Source organism: Pseudomonas sp. IB20, assembly GCF_009707325.1.
Lineage (GTDB): Bacteria > Pseudomonadota > Gammaproteobacteria > Pseudomonadales > Pseudomonadaceae > Aquipseudomonas.
In genome coordinates, this window is record NZ_CP046103.1 from 2488435 (window position 1) to 2506750 (window position 18316).

14 protein-coding genes and 4 pseudogenes are annotated in these 18316 nt (G+C 60.4%); 5 read left to right on the top strand and 13 right to left on the bottom strand.

Annotated elements, in window-relative coordinates:
* Position 1: 1 nt before the first annotated feature.
* The 4 pseudogenes from GJU48_RS25870 to GJU48_RS25185 form a co-directional block, all read right to left on the bottom strand.
* A pseudogene (locus GJU48_RS25870) lies at positions 2-101 on the bottom strand (DNA polymerase ligase N-terminal domain-containing protein); the annotation flags it as partial.
* Between the two features lie 71 nt (positions 102-172).
* Positions 173-581: pseudogene (locus tag GJU48_RS11470) on the bottom strand (DNA polymerase ligase N-terminal domain-containing protein); the annotation flags it as partial.
* A 48-nt stretch (positions 582-629) separates the two neighbouring features.
* Positions 630-732 (bottom strand): annotated as a pseudogene (locus GJU48_RS11475) (DNA polymerase ligase N-terminal domain-containing protein); the annotation flags it as partial.
* A 47-nt stretch (positions 733-779) separates the two neighbouring features.
* Positions 780-857, bottom strand: a pseudogene (locus GJU48_RS25185) (hypothetical protein); the annotation flags it as partial.
* 184 nt (positions 858-1041) lie between these two features.
* Between GJU48_RS25185 and GJU48_RS11480 the strand changes: the two are divergent.
* Entirely contained in the window at positions 1042-1356 is a 315-nt protein-coding gene (locus tag GJU48_RS11480; RefSeq protein ID WP_094952462.1) for a hypothetical protein, read from the top strand.
* A gap of 12 nt (positions 1357-1368) precedes the next feature.
* Positions 1369-2526: a PQQ-dependent sugar dehydrogenase gene (locus tag GJU48_RS11485; protein WP_094952461.1), complete on the top strand. Its 1158-nt coding sequence runs from the start codon at positions 1369-1371 to the stop codon at positions 2524-2526.
* 48 nt (positions 2527-2574) lie between these two features.
* Here the strand turns inward: GJU48_RS11485 and GJU48_RS11490 are convergent, their stop codons facing one another.
* Entirely contained in the window at positions 2575-3054 is a 480-nt protein-coding gene (locus GJU48_RS11490) for a nuclear transport factor 2 family protein (protein ID WP_094951126.1), read from the bottom strand.
* A 55-nt stretch (positions 3055-3109) separates the two neighbouring features.
* Positions 3110-3673: a TetR/AcrR family transcriptional regulator gene (locus GJU48_RS11495; protein ID WP_094951127.1), complete on the bottom strand. Its 564-nt coding sequence runs from the start codon at positions 3671-3673 to the stop codon at positions 3110-3112.
* A 124-nt stretch (positions 3674-3797) separates the two neighbouring features.
* Between GJU48_RS11495 and pssA the strand changes: the two genes are divergently transcribed.
* The gene (gene pssA / locus GJU48_RS11500; protein ID WP_094951128.1) at positions 3798-5141 is read left to right on the top strand and encodes a CDP-diacylglycerol--serine O-phosphatidyltransferase; all 1344 of its coding nucleotides are present in this window, start codon (positions 3798-3800) and stop codon (positions 5139-5141) included.
* A 351-nt stretch (positions 5142-5492) separates the two neighbouring features.
* Here the strand turns inward: pssA and efeO (GJU48_RS11505) are convergent, their stop codons facing one another.
* From efeO (GJU48_RS11505) to efeU, 4 genes are read right to left on the bottom strand one after another with little or no spacing between them, the layout of a single operon-like run.
* Complete coding sequence (gene efeO, locus GJU48_RS11505; protein WP_094951130.1) at positions 5493-6311, bottom strand: iron uptake system protein EfeO; 819 nt, start codon at positions 6309-6311, stop codon at positions 5493-5495.
* A gap of 25 nt (positions 6312-6336) precedes the next feature.
* Entirely contained in the window at positions 6337-7641 is a 1305-nt protein-coding gene (gene efeB, locus GJU48_RS11510; protein ID WP_094951152.1) for an iron uptake transporter deferrochelatase/peroxidase subunit, read from the bottom strand.
* A 14-nt stretch (positions 7642-7655) separates the two neighbouring features.
* Positions 7656-8858, bottom strand: a complete 1203-nt coding sequence (gene efeO, locus GJU48_RS11515; protein WP_094951131.1) for an iron uptake system protein EfeO — start codon at positions 8856-8858, stop codon at positions 7656-7658.
* 10 nt (positions 8859-8868) lie between these two features.
* Positions 8869-9714: an iron uptake transporter permease EfeU gene (efeU, locus tag GJU48_RS11520; protein ID WP_094951132.1), complete on the bottom strand. Its 846-nt coding sequence runs from the start codon at positions 9712-9714 to the stop codon at positions 8869-8871.
* 166 nt (positions 9715-9880) lie between these two features.
* Between efeU and GJU48_RS11525 the strand changes: the two genes are divergently transcribed.
* Positions 9881-10900, top strand: coding sequence for an AraC family transcriptional regulator (locus GJU48_RS11525; RefSeq protein ID WP_094951133.1), 1020 nt, complete (start codon positions 9881-9883; stop codon positions 10898-10900).
* A gap of 392 nt (positions 10901-11292) precedes the next feature.
* On the opposite strand, the gene GJU48_RS11530 is transcribed toward GJU48_RS11525, so the two are convergent.
* Genes GJU48_RS11530 through mexE form a run of 3 tightly spaced genes read right to left on the bottom strand, consistent with a single transcriptional unit; the run spans position 11293 to position 17111 of the window.
* Complete coding sequence (locus GJU48_RS11530) at positions 11293-12678, bottom strand: efflux transporter outer membrane subunit (protein WP_094951136.1); 1386 nt, start codon at positions 12676-12678, stop codon at positions 11293-11295.
* Complete coding sequence (locus GJU48_RS11535; RefSeq protein WP_094951137.1) at positions 12675-15854, bottom strand: efflux RND transporter permease subunit; 3180 nt, start codon at positions 15852-15854, stop codon at positions 12675-12677. Before GJU48_RS11535 ends, GJU48_RS11530 begins: the two co-directional genes overlap by 4 nt.
* Positions 15855-15869: 15 nt before the next feature.
* Entirely contained in the window at positions 15870-17111 is a 1242-nt protein-coding gene (mexE, locus tag GJU48_RS11540; protein WP_094951153.1) for a multidrug efflux RND transporter periplasmic adaptor subunit MexE, read from the bottom strand.
* Positions 17112-17573: 462 nt separating this feature from the next.
* Between mexE and GJU48_RS11545 the strand changes: the two genes are divergently transcribed.
* A complete protein-coding gene (locus tag GJU48_RS11545) occupies positions 17574-18308 on the top strand; it encodes a cysteine hydrolase family protein (RefSeq protein WP_094948940.1) in 735 nt (244 codons plus the stop codon).
* Positions 18309-18316: the final 8 nt, after the last annotated feature.

Here is an 18316-nt window from a genome sequence, read left to right on the forward strand (position 1 = left end):
CTGGCTTGCCGACCCAAGCGTCGCTGAGCACGCTTTTGGGCTGCTCCTCAACGATGTCGTCGTCGCGCGGGCCGCGCTTGCGGGTCCTTTTCCTTGATCAGGTGGGCGATTTTTGCAGGCTTGGCACTGATCTTCATCCTCATCTGAAACGCTAGGGCGCGAATCACTGTGCTGGCTTGCCGACCCAAGCGTCGCTGAGCACGCTTTTGGGCTGCTCCTCAACGATGTCGTCGTCGCGCGGGCCGCGCTTGCGGGTCCTTTTCCTTGATCAGTAACCATTGCTCCTTGTCGCCGCTGCCTTTGCGGCGGGTGCGCACCAAGGCCCAATCGCCGGCGAGTTTTTCGCCGACCAAGGTGAATTTGAGTTTGCCGGCGGCATAGGCCAAGTGCGGGTCGTCATGCGGTTGCCACACGCCACGGTCCCACACAATCACATCGCCTGCGCCGTATTGGCCTGCTGGGATGCTGCCCTCGAAATTGCCAGAGCTCAGCGGGTGTTCTTCCACGTGCACCGCCAGGCGTTTCTGGGTCGGGTCCAGGCTTGGGCCTTTAGGCACCGCCCAGTTTTTAAGCACGCCATCGGGTCCATGCTGCGTTTGTCCAGCCAATCAAAATCAACGCCTTGCTAGTGCCAGAGCTCAGCGGGTGTTCTTCCACGTGCACCGCCAGGCGTTTCTGGGTCGGGTCCAGGCTTGGGCCTTTAGGCACCGCCCAGTTTTTAAGCACGCCATCGGGTCCATGCTGCGTTTGTCCAGCCAATCAAAATCAACGCCTTGCTAGGACGTGGCTGAGACCAGTGATACCGGGATATGGACCAAGCCGAAACGGATGGCGCCTTTCCAGATTGCCCTTGGCATGCCTGCGTTTCCTTGAGAAGAGACTGTGTTCGGGCGACTCGCGGGCGCCGAAAAAAGTTTCGGCGGGCAGATGCGCGGACAGATTGTGTTACACCTGATGAGAAACTATTTAGTGTCGAAAGCCGAACCCAAGGCGTAGCGTGTTATCGAAAGCACGTACCACTCGCCCTAGAGAGGCTTTGTCATGAACAGTTGTGTGCGTCATCTCGCAGTACTGGCGTTGGGCCTGGCGCTCACGCCATTGGCCCAGGCTCAAAGCCTGCCCGGCAGAAGCGATGGCAACAACAGCCCAATTCACCGGGCCAACCCCAACAGCATGCAGGGCACGCAGCCCAATGCGCCGGCGGTTCGCGGTATCCAGACCGGCCCGACCAGCCCCGCACCGACCGTGGAAAACGGCGGCATCGGCAACCGCTATCCAACGCGCAATGCCGCCCCCAGCCGTCCCACCACCGAAACCAAAGCCCCCACCTATGATGCCAACGGCAATCGCCGGTAAGGATTCCGTCTTATGTTTCTACGCAAAACCCTGCTAGCCGCTATTTGCGCAACCACGCTGCTGCCACTGGCGGCGGTTTACGCCGCCGACGCCCAGCAATTCCCCAGTGAGCAAGGCAGCATCACCGCGACCCCGATCGTCAAAGGCCTGGACCACCCCTGGGCGGTGGCGTTTCTGCCGGATAAACAAGGCTTTTTGGTGACTGAGCGCCCAGGCCATCTGCGCTTTGTGAGCGCGGACGGCAAGTTGTCCGCACCCTTGACCGGCGTGCCGCAGGTATGGGCCAAAGGGCAGGGCGGCTTGCTCGATGTGGTGCTGTCGCCGGGCTTCAAGGAAGACCGTATGGTCTACCTGTCGTACGCCGAAGGTGGCGGCGAGGGTGGCAAAGCCGGCACCGCCGTGGGGCGTGGGCGGTTGGCCGATGATTTGAGCGGCTTGAAGGATTTTAAGGTGATCCTGCGCCAGGAGCCCAAGCTGTCCACCGGTAACCACTTCGGCTCGCGCCTGGCGTTTGACCGTGATGGCTACCTGTTCGTGACCCTCGGCGAGAATAATGATCGGCCGACGGCCCAGGACCTGGACAAGCTGCAAGGCAAGGTGGTGCGCATCTTCCCGGATGGCCGCGTGCCGGATGACAACCCTTTTGTCGGCCAGCAGGGCGTACGCCCGGAAATCTGGTCGTATGGCCAGCGCAACCCGCAGGGGCTGGCACTGAACCCGTGGAGCGGTACGATCTGGGAAAACGAACATGGGCCACGCGGCGGCGATGAAATCAACATCATCGAACGCGGCAAGAACTACGGTTGGCCGCTGGCGACCCATGGCATTAATTATTCCCTGACACCGATTCCCGAAGCCAAAGGCAAGACGGTGGAAGGCACGGTGGCACCGCATCACGTCTGGGAGAAATCACCGGCCATCAGTGGTATGGCGTTTTATGACGCCGACCGGTTCAAGGCGTGGCAGCACAATTTGTTTATAGGTGCGCTGGCCAGTCAGGAGTTGATTCGTTTGCAGTTCGATGGCGATAAAGTGATCCATGAAGAACGCTTGCTCGGCGGTTTGAAAGCACGGATCCGCGATGTGCGGCAGGGGCCGGATGGGTTTTTGTATGTACTGACGGATGAGGATGACGGTGTGTTGTACCGGGTAGGTCTGAACCAGGATTGAATATGCTATCGCAGGCAAGCCAGCTCCCACAGGGTGACCGGGCAGCGCTTAAAGCCCCAGCTCAGACAACCCAGGATGATCATCCGGGCGCCGGCCCAGCGGCCAATGAAACGTGCGCTCGCTTTCCTTGATCGGCAGGTCATTGATGCAGGCAAAACGGTTAGCCATCAGGCCGTTCTCGTCGAACTCCCAGTTCTCATTGCCATAGGAGCGGAACCAGTTGCCGGAATCATCGTGCCACTCGTACGCATAACGCACAGCGATACGGTTACCGGTAAAGGCCCACAACTCCTTGATCAAGCGATAGTCCAGTTCCTTGGCCCATTTGCGGGTGAGGAACCCTTTGGCTTCTTCACGGTTATGCGCAAATTCAGCGCGGTTACGCCACTGGGTGTCGAGGGTGTAGGCCAGGGACACCCGTTGCGGGTCGCGGGAGTTCCAGCCGTCTTCGGCCAGGCGAACTTTCTCAATAGCCGACTCACGGGTAAACGGCGGCAGCGGCGGGCGTACTTCTGCGTTAGATGACATGGGAACTGCTCCAGAGAACAATAAGGTTTTGGCCAGCGTTGTGTGGCCTGCGCGTTCAAAGTGCCAATAACGTTCGCGCCATGCCTTGCGCATTATCAGCGGCGGTTGAATCGCCCATGACCAGGGCAACGGTAATGGCGCCATCGATCAGGATCAGCAGCTGCGCGGCCTGCCGTTCGGGGTCGGGGGTGCCATGTGCTTTGCACAGTTGGAGTGTGTACTCGAACAGTTTCTGTTTATGCGCCTTGGCCAGCAGGCGTACCGGGTTTTGCGGGTCGCCGGTTTCACCACTGGTGTTGATAAAGGCGCAACCGCGAAAGTCCGCCGAGCCAAACCAAGCCTTCAGGGCGCTGAACAGTGCCAGCAAACGCTCGCCACTGCCTTCGCTGCGCTCCACTTCGCCGCGCAACCACTGCATCCAACGCTCGTCACGGCGTTGCAAGGCGGCAATCACCAACTCGTCTTTGTTGGCGAAGTAACGGTAAATACTTTTGCGCGAGACCCCGGCGGTTTTTACCAGCAGGTCCATGCCGGTGGCGGCGATGCCATGGCGATAGATCAACTTCTCGGTGACGTCGAGGATAATGTCGCGGGTTTCATTGAGGGGCATGTCATTCATGCTGCCTACAGTAGAATGATCGTTCTCCTTGGTCAATTAACTTTTCCGCTCTTCGCCGACAAGACCTGAGCTGCCCCATGGTGTAAGCTCTGGTCCTCTTCGGATTCGACCCATTGCGAGCCCTATGCCGTCGTTCTTCAAACGCTCCCTGTTGCCCAAACTGCGCGGTTTTCCACTGACTCCCGAGGCCATCGAGGTGCTGTCCGGCGCTGCTGCGTTTCGTCGTTGCCTGCTGGAAAAAATCCCCCAGGCCACCCGGCGCATCTACATCGTCGCGCTGTACCTGCAGCAGGACGAAGCCGGCCAGGAGATCTATGACGCCTTGCACGCCGCCAAGGCCGCACGGCCCGAACTCGACATTGTGGTGGTGGTTGACTCGCTGCGCGCACAGCGCGGGTTGATCGGCGCGGGTAAGCAGCCGGGTAACAGCGCCTGGTATCAGGCCATGACTCAATCCCATGCCAGTGAAGTGCCGGTGTACGGTGTGCCGGTGCAGACCCGCGAGCTGTTCGGCGTGTTGCACCTCAAGGGCTTTGTGATTGACGACAGCGTGCTGTACAGCGGCGCCAGCCTGAACAACGTGTACCTGCACAAGTTCGACAAGTACCGCTATGACCGTTATCACCTGATCCATAGCCAACCGCTGGCTGATTCCATGCAGCACCTGGTGGAGCACGGCCTGATCACCTCCAATGCGGTGCATCGCCTGGACCTGCCGAACCCGCCCACCACCCGCAGCCTGCGCAATGATATCGGCGACCTGCGCAGCCGCCTCAAGCATGCGGCCTACGACACCACTACCGGGCTGCTGCCCAACGGGCACATGTCGGTGAGCCCATTGCTGGGTGTCGGCAAGAACAACCCGCTGAACCGGGTGATCCTCGAACTGATCGCCAGTGCCCAGCACCAGTTGACCATCTGCACGCCGTACTTCAACTTGCCGCTGCCGGTGACCCGGGAAATCAACCGCGCCCTCGCGCGCGGCGTGAAGGTTGACATCGTCGTCGGCGACAAGACCGCCAACGACTTCTACATCCCGCCCAGCGAGCCGTTCAAGGTGATCGCGGCGCTGCCCTATTTGTATGAAATCAGCCTGCGCCGCTTCGCCAAACGCCACCAGCCGATGATCGAAAGCGGCCAGTTGAACCTGCACCTGTGGCGTGATGGCGACAACACTTATCACCTCAAGGGTCTGTGGGTCGACCAGCGCTACACCTTGCTCACTGGCAACAACCTCAACCCGCGGGCGTTCCGCCTCGACCTGGAAAACGCCTTGCTGATCGATGACCCGCAAGGCCAGTGGCTGGGGCCACGGCGTACTGAGCTGGCGCAGATTTTCCAGCACACCACGCGCATCGAGCGTTACCAGCAACTGCAGACGCTGGTGGATTATCCGCAAGCGGTCGGCAAGTTTCTGCGACGGGTCAGCCGGGTGCGGATCGAGCGGTTGCTTTACCGCATCTTGTAACTCCCTGGTTTCGCCGACCCTGTTCAGAATCCTCCTACGTCCTTGATTGGGGCGCCTTTGTAATCTGCCGGTGGACGGTTCTTAGGGACAAGAACTCTTGCGATCAATCGTGAAGAGAACTTGAAATGTCAATATTACAAATCGCTTGACCACGGCTGATTACTTTTCCGAAGGAGAAAAAAAGAAGGGCGATGGTGACGCAGGTCGATGGATTTTTGTACGTCATTAACCCGAGAACGGGTTTACCGATGGGCACGCCGCTGGATGTCTCTAATCCGCTGAGCATGATAAAGGCCTAAGGCAACGCCCCAAGTTCCCGGCCGCCTTAATGGCGGCACGGGAGCGGTTGGATCAGTTCAAGCCCAACTTACCGCGCAGTGTCGACAGGTCTTCAGCCAAGGTATTGACCGGGCCCACCAGCGCCTTGCGGTCGTTTTCCTTCACCTTGTCGTAGGTCTCAAAGCCACCCTCCTTGGTTTTGTACTTGGCCAGGATCTTATCCACGGCGGCAAAATTCTTGTCGACCTTGGCCAGGAAGGCCTTGTCTTGCTTCTCGATCTGGCCACGGAACAGGTCGACGATTTTCTTCGCGCCATCGATGTTGCCCTGGAAGTCATACAGGTCGGTGTGGCTGTAGCGGTCTTCTTCACCAGAGATCTTGGTGGCGGCGACTTCTTCCAGCAACGCTGCGGCACCGCCGACCACTTTTTCTGGCGGGAAGGTCAGGCCATCCACACGGGTTTTCAGGTCATTGACGTCGGTGTTGAGTTTGGCGGTCAGGGTTTCCAGACCTTTGGTGCTGTTCTGGGAGAACAGCGCGTATTCGATGCGGTGGAAACCGGTGAAGTCTTCGGCGGTCACGCCTTTTTCGTGATCGTCGACACGCGAGTCGATCGAGGCATCAAGGTCGCTGAACAGCTCGGCGATCGGCTCGATGGACTCATAATGCACGCGGGTTGGCGCGTAGAGCTTCTTGGCGGTGGCCAGGTCGCCTTTGTCGATGGCGTCGGTGAACGCTTTGGTCTGGGTGACCAGCTCACCGATTTCTTCGGTGACGTAGATCTTGTAATCCGATACCGGGCCTACCAGGTCCAGCGGGGCGGTAGCGGCGAGCGCTGCCAGCGGCGAAAGGGTCATTAACAACGACAACGCGATAGTCGACTTCTTCATGGGACGTTTTCCGCTCGGGTTTGTTTTAGGTGTTGGCAGTGGTTTGAGGGTGCGTTGCGGCGAGCAGCGTGCGCCCAATGAAATCCTTGGGGCCGGTGACCCCCGGCAAGGTGAAGAAGTACCCACCGCCGACCGGCTTGAGGTATTCCTCCAGGGGCTCGCCGTTGAGCCGGGTTTGCACACTGATAAAGCCTTTCTCCAGGTCAGCCTGGTAGCAGATAAACAACAGCCCCATGTCCAGCTGACCGTTTTTGTTGACGCCGTTGGAGTAGTTGAACGGCCGACGCAGGATCAGGTTGGCCTGAGTCTGCGGGGTGCGCGGGTTGGCCAGGCGGATGTGGGCATCGAGCTTGGTCAATTTGCCTTCGGGGTCCTTGCTGTAATCAGGCACCTGGGCTTCTGTGTGGCCATCCATCGGCGCGCCCGTTGGCTTGATACGGCCGATGATGCCTTCCTGTTCTTGCAGCGGGGTACGGTCCCAGCGCTCAACGAAGTTGCGGATGATGCGCACGGCCTGGTAGCTGCCATTGGCGGCCCAGGCGGGTTCGTCGCTGCTGGGTTGCACCCAGACAATCTGGTCCATGGCCTTGGCGTCGTTGGAGTCCGGGTTGGCCGAACCATCACGAAAGCCGAGGAAATTACGTGCGCTCTGGGCCGGCGTGCCAGGCTTGGCAGGCGCCTGGGGCGGCACGCTGCCTTCCTGCTTCCAGCGCACCAACAGCAGGTCCGGCAGGTTCTTCACGATGTCGCGCAAGGCGTGGATATTGGTGTCCGGCGTGTTCGAGCTGAATTGCAGGCTCAGGTCGCCGTGACACTGCGCAGGTTCGAGCGCGTCGTTAGGGAAACCGACCATGCGGCTCAGGCGCTTGGGTTTTGCCGCGGTAAGGCCGAAGCGCTCGTCGAACAGTGACTCGCCAACGGACACGGTAATGGTCAGGTTGTCGGGGCTGACCACCGGGCCGAGAATGCCGGAATCGGTGGGCGGCAGTTTCGGGTCGACTTGTGGCACGGTGCCGCCTGTCATCAGGAACGCGATGCGCTCGTTCAGGGTGCGGAACAAACGCTCCAAGTCTTCACGGTCGCTGGCCAGTACGTCGAACGCCACCAGCATGCCGCAGGCCGGGCGTGGGGTGACGATGCCGCTCTGGTGCTTGCCGAAAAAGTCGTGGTGGTCCTGGGTCTTGTCACTGCGCGGTGCGGTGGTGACTTGCTCGGCCGCAGCGGCCATGGCCGGGCAGCTCAGGGTGCTGCCGGCAATCGCGGCGCCGGTGGCCGCCATGCCCAGCAGGACTCGGCGGCGTTGCGCGCAAAACTGTTCTGAATCACTCATGTAGTAGGTCGTCTTCACTGCAGGCCGGAAAGGCCAAGGGCGGGGTCGATTCCATCGAGTGCAACGGCCAGAGCCTTGGCCTTGTCGGCGATCTGCTTGCGCTGATCGGCGGTGACGCTGTCGTAGCGGCTAAACTGGCCGTCGACTTTCAAACCATTAAGCTGTGCATCGAAGTCGGCGAGGGCGCTGTCGATCTTGGGCAGCACGTCAGCTGCAGACTTGGTCAACAACGGGCGCATCAACTCCACCACCTTGTGGGCGGCTTCCAGGTTGGCGGCAAAACCGTTCACGTCGATATGGCTGTAGCGTTCCTCTTCACCGCTGGCGGCGCGCACGTCCGCCAGGCTGTTGAGGTTGCGCACCACAATGCTCACCAGTTGCTCCGGTGGCAGCGATTGGGCCAGCAGTTGTTGCTTGAGCGTGGTGACGTCGGTGACCAAGCGCTGGGCAATCGGCGCCAAGCCATCGAGGCTGCGTTGCTGGAACAGGCTGTATTCCAGGCGGTGGAAGCCACTGAACGCCGGGTCTTGCTCGCGTTTTTCAAAGTAGTCGGCGCGTGCGTTGATCGCGTTGTCCAGTTCGGCCAGGCGTTGCGATGCCGGTGCCAGGCGCTGGTAGGCCTCACGGGCCGGCACATACAGAGCCTGCGCCTGGGCCAGGTCGCCGGCCGCAATAGCCTGCTGCAGGGCGGTCACGGCCTTGACCAGTGCACTGCCTTGGCCACTCAGGTACACGCGGAACTCCGACAGCGGGCCGATAAAGGCCACCATCGACGGCTTGGCCTTGGCCTGGGCGTCGGACTCAGCCGTCGCGGTGACGTGCAACGTGCCGCGCGGGTTGCTCAGCAGGCCGCACGTGATCGCGTAGTCACCGGGCAACAGGTTGGCGTTGATCACCTGGCTCAAGCCCGGGGCGATGTTTTCGCGTTCCTCAACCACCAGCACACCGTCGAGGATTTCCCATTCCACCGCCCGGTCGGAGCGGTTGATGATGCGGAAACTGGCGCGGCCGGCAGGCACGCTCAACTCGTTGGGTTCGCAGGCGTGGCCATGGATGGTCACGGCGATTTCATTGTGGTTGGTCTGGCGCTTGGCCGCGGCCAATTGCGAGGCGTAATAGAACAACGCACCGGCGGCGATCATGACGACCACCGAGCCGGCCACCGCCCAGCGCAGGGCGCGGGAGGGCGGAGCCGTTTGAGGGGTTGGGTTGGACAAGAGGCGGTCCTTACTGACTGGAAACGGAAGAGGTTTTGACGAGGGGCTTGGGTGGGGCCGAGGGCAAAAAGAACATCACCAGGGCCACCACCAGGTAGATCAGATAGGCGCCCAGGGTGCTGACGGTCGGTGCATCCTGATAGCCGAACATCCCTGCCAGCACCGAGCCCAACGGGCCATCCATCGGCAGCGTCGCGCTGAAATCGAACAGCACGGTTTGCAGGTGGTTCCACACACCAGCCTCGTGCAGGGCCTGCACCGAGTTGGCCAGAATGCCGGCCGCCACCACCAGGATGAACAAGCCGGTCCAGCGAAAGAACGCGCCGAGGTTCAGGCGCATGCTGCCGGTGTAGATCAGGAAACCAACGATGATCGCCAGGATCAGGCCGAGCAGGGCGCCTATCGGCGCGCCTGGGCCTTCGCTCTGCTGGAACACGGCGAGCAGAAAGAATACCGTTTCCAGGCCTTCGCGGGCGACGGCGAAAAACACCATGGCGATCAGTGCGATCACTTGGTGCTTGGAGCCGGCCAACGCGTGGTCGAGGGACTCATGCAGGGAATGCTTGATCGAGCGTGCTACTTTGCGCATCCAGAACACCATGGAACTGAGGATGCCCACGGCCACTAGGCCCACCACACCTTCGAACAGTTCCTGTTGTTTTTGCGGGAATTCAGCGCTGACCAGTTCCAGGCCACCGCCTACCAGCAGGGCGAGGGCGGCGGCGAGAAACACGCCGATCCACACGGCCGGCATCCACTGGCCGCGGCCGGTCTGTTGCAGGTAGCTGGCGATGATGCCAACGATCAATGCTGCTTCAATGCCTTCGCGCAACATGATTAGAAAGGGAACGAGCATTCGGCACCGCATCAAAACGTGAGAGGATGCTAATTTGTAACATAATGATACTCATTACTAAACAGCCAATATTGACCTTTGCTGAACTGCGGCTGAACGGTGGTGGCGAATCGCAACCGCCCTTATGATGCACCCCATCTTATGCATAGCCGAACAGCCTTCTCCCATGGCGGAAAAAGACACCATCTCCATCCATCTCGTCCGTGAGGCCTTGCTGCAAAGCTGCGCGCCCGGCGCGGCCACGGTCGAAGCCTTGAGTAAAGTCGGGATTGCCCCGGCCTTGCTCGAGCAGCCCGACGCCCGCGTACCCGCCACTGCGTACGCGCGGCTGTGGCGTTTGTTGGCGCGGCGCAGGGATGATGAATTTTTTGGCATGGACCCGCGTAAGCTCAAGTCCGGCAGCCTGGCGTTCCTGTGCCGCGCCGCGATGGCGCAACCCACTCTGGGCGCGAGCCTGGAAACCGGCCTGGGTTTTCTATCCTTGATGCTGGAGCAGATGCCCGCTCAACTGGTGCGCCAACAAAGCCTGGCGGAAATCGTATTGCTCGAACCCGAGCCTAAACGCGCGTTTACCTATTTCACCTACTGGATGATCGTGCACGGCGTCGCCTGTTGGCTGGCGGGCCGGCGTATCCCGATCCTGGCCATTGAGCTGCGTTGCTCGCAACCGGGCTTCTATGACGATTACCGGGTGATGTTCTCCGACAACCTGCGTTTCAACCGGCCACGTACCCGCATGATCTTCTCCGCTGATTGCCTGGACCTGCCGATCAAGCGCAGCCCCGAAGAGCTCAAGCGTTTCCTCGCGCATGCGCCGGCCAACATATTGGTCAAGTATCGCGACCCCGACAGCCTCGCCAACCGCATCAAGCACGACCTGCGCCAACTGCCGCCAGACACGTGGCCGGAAACTGACGGCCTGGCGGCCAGCCTCTGCATTTCTGCCTCAACCCTGCGTCGTCGTTTGGCGGACGAGGGCCAGACTTATCAGGGGCTTAAAGACAGTGTCCGTAAAGAGCTGGCAATTGTCTGGCTGGCCGAGGCCGACATCAGTTTTGTTGAAATCGCTGCGCGATTGGGGTTTGCCGATGTCAGCTCATTCTACAAAGCCTTTCGCAAATGGTCCGGTTCCAACCCGGGGCACTACCGCAGTTTGATCCTGAGTGACGCGTTGCCGTCTGTGTGACACAAGGCTCAGGCGTGGTAATTCGTACATATACTTTGCTAAAGCAGCTGAGCTGATCCTGTTGCGGCGAGCGGTTCTCAGACTATTAGAGCAGTCGCCGCCAACGGTGTCAGTCGCCAGTGTTGTTCCGCTGACAACTTAAACAGTAAGGTTTTTTTGTTCGAGCAGGGATGCTCACCCTTAACCCGTTTAAACGGGGTACGCTGCGCCACACCGACAATCGTCGAACGTCTGCAACACCGAGCCCAAAGGGTTCATCTCATGACCTTCCAAGAAATCATCAGCAAAAAAAAGCCCCGCGACCGAATGGACCGCAGGGCTAAAAATTGGCTGGATGCGACCAACCAAAGGAGCTCTTTACATCACTTGCTGCTGGCGACGACCGTGTCCGGCTACCAGCCGCCACCGAGGGCCTTGTAGATCGCGACAATCCCGCGATACAAGTCCACCTCGGCCTGGGCCTGGCTGTCTTCCGCCGCCAGACGCTCACGTTGCGCGTCGAGCAGCACCAGGAAGTCCACCGTGCCTTCGCGATAACGGATCGCCGCAAGGTCGGCAGCCGCGCGACTGGACTCACTTTGGCGGATCAGCGAGACCAGGCGCTGCTGGCGTTTGCCGTAATCACTGAAGGCATTTTCCGATTCTTCCAACGCCAGCAACACCTGCTGCTCATAGGTCGCCAGGGCGCCATCGGCTTCAGCGTTCGCGCCGCGCAAACGTGCGCGCACGCTGCCCAGGTCAAACGCCGCCCAGGTAATGCTCGGGCCCAGGGACCAGGCATTCGCTGCGGCCGAGCCGATCTGCGAACCGCGCCCGGCGGTAAAGCCGAGGAAACCGCTGAGGCTGACCCGTGGGAACAGGTCAGCCTTGGCCACGCCGATACGCGCGGTGGCGGCGGCCAGTTTGCGTTCAGCGCTGAGAATGTCCGGGCGCCGTTGCAGCAGTTGCCCCGGGTCACCGATCGGCAACGCCTTGGCAATCGCCGGCAGGTCTTTGGGGCTCAGGTCCACGGTGAGCTTGTCGGGGCGCTGGCCGAGGAGGGTGGCGATGCGGTTCCGCTCGCGCACTTGCTCGGCCTGCAGTTGCGGCACGCTGGCTTCAACGGCGGCCAGACGCGCATCGGCGCGTTCCACATCGAGCTGATCACCGACGCCGGCATCACGCAGGCTGACGGTAATAGTGCGCGATTCTTGCTGGTTCTTCAGGTTGTCCAGGGCAATGCGTTCACGCAACTGCGCACCGCGCAGCTGGCCGTAGGCGTCCACCAGTTCGGCAATCATGGTGACTTGCAGTTGGTACAGGTCGGCTTCGGCCACCTGCTGGTCAGCATCGCTGGCTTCCAGGTTGCGGCGAATGCGGCCGAACAAATCCACTTCCCAGGCCATGTCCAGGCCCAGGTCGTAGCGCTCGCTGTTCACGCGTTTGGTGGTCTGGCCCGGGATCTGGCCTTTGCCCACGTCGCTGCTGGCACGGCTGGTGACCACCGGCATGATGTCGTTGGCTGCGTCATCGCGAATGGAACGGGCCGCGCGCAGACGGGCAAACGCCACACGCAAGTCACGGTTACCGTTCAACGACTGGGTCACCAGTTGGTCGAGGGTCGGGTCGTCGAACTGCTGCCACCAGATGCCTTCGTACTTGGCGTGGTCATAACTTTTGGTGTCGGCGGCGGCCGTGATGTTGGCCGCCTCCAATTGCTCGGTTTTGTAGTCCGGGCCGACGGCACAGGCGCTCAGCGCCAGGACCAGCAAGCTCGGCAGAAAGACTTTCACACTCATTGCTGTGTCTCCAGCTTCAAGGCCTTGGCCGCTTTGCGCGCTTCGCCGCGCTCCACATAGCGACGGATCAATACGTAGAACACTGGCGTCAGCAGCAGACCGAAGAAGGTCACGCCGATCATCCCGGAGAACACCGCTACGCCCATGGCATGGCGCATCTCGGCACCGGCACCGCTGGACAACACCAGTGGCACCACACCCATGATGAAGGCGAACGAGGTCATCAAGATCGGCCGCAGACGCAGACGGCAGGCTTCCAGTACCGCAGCGAGCGGGTCGAGGCCTTCTTGCTGTTTGTCCTTGGCGAACTCGACGATCAGAATCGCGTTCTTACACGCCAGGCCTACCAGTACGATCAAGCCGATCTGCGTGAAGATGTTGTTGTCGCCGCCCGAGATAATCACCCCGGTAATGGCCGACAGCAGCGTCATCGGTACGATCAGGATCACCGCCAGTGGCAGGCTCCAGCTTTCGTATTGGGCGGCCAGTACCAGGAACGCCAGCAGTACGCAGAGCGGGAACACGAACAGCGCCGTGTTGCCCGAGAGGATTTGCTGATACGTCAGGTCGGTCCACTCGTAGGTCATGCCGTTGGGCAGTTCCTCTTTCAACAGTTTTTCAATCGCAGCCTGGGCCTGGCCGGAGCTGTAGCCCGGTGCGGCGTTGCCGTTGATTTCAGCGGTGATAAAGCCGTTGTAGTGCATCACGCGGTCCGGCCCCGAGGTGTCGCTGACCTTGATAAAGGTCGCCAGCGGGATCATCTCGCCTTTGTTGTTACGCACTTTCAGTTGGCCGATCTGGTCTTCATCCTGGCGGAACTGTTGCTCAGCCTGCACGTTGACTTGATAGGTACGGCCGAAGCGGTTGAAGTCGTTGGCATACAACGAACCCAGGTAGATCTGCAGGGTGTCGAAGATGTCGCTGACCGCCACGCCGTGGGTCTTGGCTTTTTCGCGGTCGATGGCAGCATCGACCTGGGGCACGTTGACCGTGTAGCTGGTGAACAGGCCGAACAGCTCAGGTACGCCACGGCTCTTGGTGATGATGTTCTGCACTTCTTTGTACAGCTCGTCGTACCCCAGGTTGCCACGGTCTTCGACCTGCAGGCGGAAGCCGCCAATCGTTCCCAGGCCCTGTACCGGCGGCGGAGGAAAGATCGCCATGTAGGCTTCCTCGATACTGCTGTACTTGCCGTTCAGTGCACCGGCAATCGCGCCTGCCGACAGGCTCGGGTCTTTACGCTCATCGAACGGCTTTAAGGTCACGAACACGATGCCGTTGTTCGGGCTATTGGTAAAACCGTTGATCGACAAGCCGGGGAAGGCGATAGCGCTTTCCACGCCGGGCTGTTTCATGGCGATGTCGGACATGCGCTTGATCACATCTTCGGTACGGTCCAGGCTCGCGGCGTCCGGCAATTGCGCGAAGGCCACCAGGTACTGCTTGTCCTGGGCCGGTACGAAACCGGTCGGCGTGTGAGCAAAGCCCAGCCAGGTCAAAACCATCAGGCCAGCGTAAAGGAACAGTGCAATGCCACTGCCGCGAATCACCCGGCGCACAGTACCGACGTAACCATGGCTGGCTTTGTCGAAGAAGCGGTTGAACGGTTTGAACAACCAGCCACCCAGCATCTTGTCGAGGAACCTGGAGAAGCCGTCCTTCGGTGCGTTGTGACCTTTAAGCAGTACCGCAGCCAGTGCGGGCGACAAGGTCAGCGAGTTGAACGCCGAAATTACCGTCGAGATCGCAATCGTCAAGGCGAACTGCTTATAGAACTGCCCGGTCAAGCCACTGATAAAGGCCGCCGGAATGAACACCGCGCACAGTACCAACGCGGTCGCGATGATCGGGCCGGTCACTTCGCTCATGGCCTTTTCAGTGGCCGGGAACGGCTCCAGTCCCAATTCAATGTTGCGCTCGACGTTCTCCACCACCACGATGGCGTCGTCCACCACGATACCGATGGCCAATACCAAGCCGAACAGCGACAGCGCATTGAGTGAGAAGCCGAACAGGTGCATCACCGCAAACGTACCGATCAACGATACCGGCACCGCCACCAATGGAATGATCGAGGCGCGCCAGGTTTGCAGGAACAGGATCACCACCAGCACTACCAGGATCAGCGCTTCGAACAGGGTGTGAACCACGGCCTCGATGGAGCCGCGCACGAAGACGGTCGGGTCATAGGCGATGCGGTAATCCATGCCTTGCGGGAAGCTCTGTTTGAGCTCCGCCATCTTGGCGCGCACTTCATTGGAGATGTCGATGGCGTTGGAGCCAGGGCGCTGAAAGATCGGGATCGCCACGGCCGGCTGGTTATCGATCAACGAACGCAGGGCGTATTGGCTGGAACCCAACTCCACCCGCGCAATGTCCTTCAGGCGCGTGATTTCGCCGTTAGCGCCGGCACGAACCACGATATTTTCGAACTCTTCCTCAGTGACCAGGCGGCCCTGGGTATTGACCGACAGTTGGAAGCTGGTGTCACTGGGGGCAGGCTGCGCGCCCAATGCCCCAGCCGCCACCTGGCGGTTCTGTTCGCGAATGGCCGTCACCACATCGGTGGCGGTCAGGTTGCGCGAGGCCGTCTTGTTCGGGTCCAGCCACACACGCAGGGAGTAGTCGCCCATGCCGAACAACTGCACATCGCCCACACCGCCCAGGCGTGCCAACTCATCTTTGATATTGAGGATGGCGTAGTTGGACAGGTAGAGCATGTTGTAGCGCTGGTCGGGGGAGGTGATGTGCACCACCATGGTCAGGTCAGGGGAGGCCTTGTCCACGGTGATACCGATGCGGGTCACTTCCTCAGGCAGTTTCGGCTGAGTGCGCGTCACACGGTTCTGGACCTGCACCTGCGCGTTATCCAGGTCAGTGCCCAGGGCGAAGGTGATGGTCAGGGTCAGCTTGCCGTCGGCGGTCGACTGCGAGGACATGTACAGCATGTTCTCGACGCCGGTGATGGCTTGCTCCAACGGAGCGGCCACGGTTTCACCGATGACTTTAGGGTTGGCGCCCGGGAAGTTGGCACGTACCACGACCGTTGGCGGCACCACTTCCGGGTATTCGCTGATCGGCAGTTGGAACAGCGAGATTGCACCCGCGATCAGGATCAACAGCGACAGCACCGCTGCGAAGATCGGCCGCGAAATGAAGAACTTGGAAAAATTCATCTTGAATTGTATCCCTTAACCGCGTGGAGTCGCGACGCTGGCAACTTTTGGCGCGGCTTTATCCGGCGCCACTTGCTCTAGGTTGCTGGCTTCAAGCGCTTGTCGTTGTTGTGCCAAGGCGGCGAGGGTTTCCTTGCTGGCCATCGGGATGGTTTCCGGTGTAACCGGCGACCCCGGACGAATGCGCTGCAGGCCCTTCACGACGATGGTGTCGTCCTTGTTCAAACCGCTGCGCACGATGCGCAAGCCTTCGATCTTCGGCCCCAGTTCCACCGAGCGGTACGCCGGCTTGTCGCCGTCCATCACCAGCACGAACTTCTTGCCAAGGTCAGTGCCGACGGCTTCGTCGTTGATCAGCACGGCGGAGTAGGTGCCGCTGCCGACCAGCTTCAAGCGCGCATACAGGCCTGGGGTGTATTCGCCTTTGCTGTTATCGAACACGGCGCGACCACGGATGGTGCCGGTGGCCGGGTTGACCTGGTTGTCGATGAAGTTCATCTGGCCCAAGTGCGGGTTGCCGGTTTCATTCGACAGGCCCAGGTACACGGGCGTGGTCGCGCCACGGCGGCCTTCGCGCGCCAGTTGGGTGTACTTGAGGTACACGCGCTCGTCGGCGTCGAAGTAGGCGTAGACCTTGTCGGTGGAGACCACGCTGGTCAGCGCGGTGACGTCGGCGGTGACCAAGTTGCCGGCGGTGATTTCGGCACGGCTGACGCGGCCACTGATCGGCGAGGTCACGCGGGTAAAGCTCAGGTTCAACTTGGCCAGGTCCAACTGCGCCTGAATCCCGGCGACAGCGGCGCGAGCTTCCTGGGCGGCGGTGGTGCGCGAGTCGGCCAGTTCGGCGGAAATCGCATTGCTCTGACGCAGGCGGTCGCCCCGTTGCGCTTCGTTATCGCTACGGGTGGCGGCGGCTTTGGTTTGGGCAAGCTGGGCTTCGAGGCGGCGCACTTCAGCCTGGAACGGACGCGGGTCGATCTGGAACAACACATCGCCTTTCTTGACCAAGGCGCCTTCGGTGAAGGCCACCTGGTCGATCTGGCCGGACACGCGCGGACGAATCTGCACGGTCTCCGGCGCTTCCAGGCGACCGGTGAATTCATCCCACTCGTTGACCGGTTGTTCGAGCACCTTGGCCACACTGATCTTCGCAGGGGGCATGGCGGCCGCTTGTTCCGGGCTCTTGCCGCACGCGCTCATCACCACTACGGCCAAGATCGCCAAGGGGAAGCGCAAATGTTTGAGTGACTGTTCCATGAGGTGCATCCGCCGATGTATTTGAGATGGGCGGATCATGCGCGGCGGGGTGCTATGTCACGAATCGAATGAAACAAAGGTAACTATCATTCGGAATGATATAAGCGTGGGATTAGCCCTCTAGAATGCGGGTTTCGTTAGGGTGCTATCAATGGGAGTGATGACAAAAGACTGTTGCGCAGGGTGCAAGAAGCTAGCCTTGATCTTGGGTAGGCGCTTTTAGTGCACAGAGAACGACGGGGCGTGGTGGGTAAACGCTCCGTTAATTCGCTTAGGCCGTCCTGTCACGCGACAGAGTTTTCGTGAGTGCTTCACTGCGCGTGCTGGCAGGGTATTGGTCAAGGGCATCAATCAGTAGCAGGTCTGGCCTGAATTCATATTGTGCTGATTAGTGCGTTGGTGCGGTGATGACAGTCTCCTAGACTGGGCCTCGTCAATTTACTCACCTCAGGAACTCGCACCATGACCCTCGCTATTGCCACTCATCCCGTCCGCTCATTACCTGCCATGCTCAAGTCCACACTGGTGGGCCTCGGCATGATGATGGGGTTCGGCCACTACGCGGTCGCCGCCGACACCGCCGCGAATCAGCAGCCCACCATTCGCGCCATGTTGGGTGCCAAACCCACAGAACGCCTGGACCCGAAAACCACCGCCCTGCTGGTAATCGACTTCCAGAATGAATACTTCACCGGCCGCATGCCGATCCCGGACGGCATGAAGGCTCTGGAAAACACCCAGCGCCTGATCAAATTCGCTGACAAAGAAAAAATCCAGGTCATTCACGTGCAGCACATCGCCCCGGATGGCGCGGCGGTATTCGCCAAGAACGGCAAGACCGTTGATTTTCACCCGCTGATGAAGCCGCGTGCGCAAGACACGCTCGTGCAGAAGACCACCGTCAGCGTATTCGCCAGCACTGACCTGGATGCGCAATTAAAGAAGGCCGGCGTCAAGACTCTGATTATCAGTGGCCTGATGACCCACGCCTGTGTCGCCGGCGCCGCCCGGGACGCCGCGCCGTTGGGTTATGACGTTGTGGTAGCATCCGATGCCAGTGCCACCCGGGCGATTACACGCGCCGATGGCCATTCGGTAACCAAGGATGAGTTGCACAACTCGGCGCTGGCGGAAATTGAAGACACTTTCGGCTCGGTGCTGACCACCTCGCAAATTATCGCGTTGCCGGTTAACTGATTCCCCAA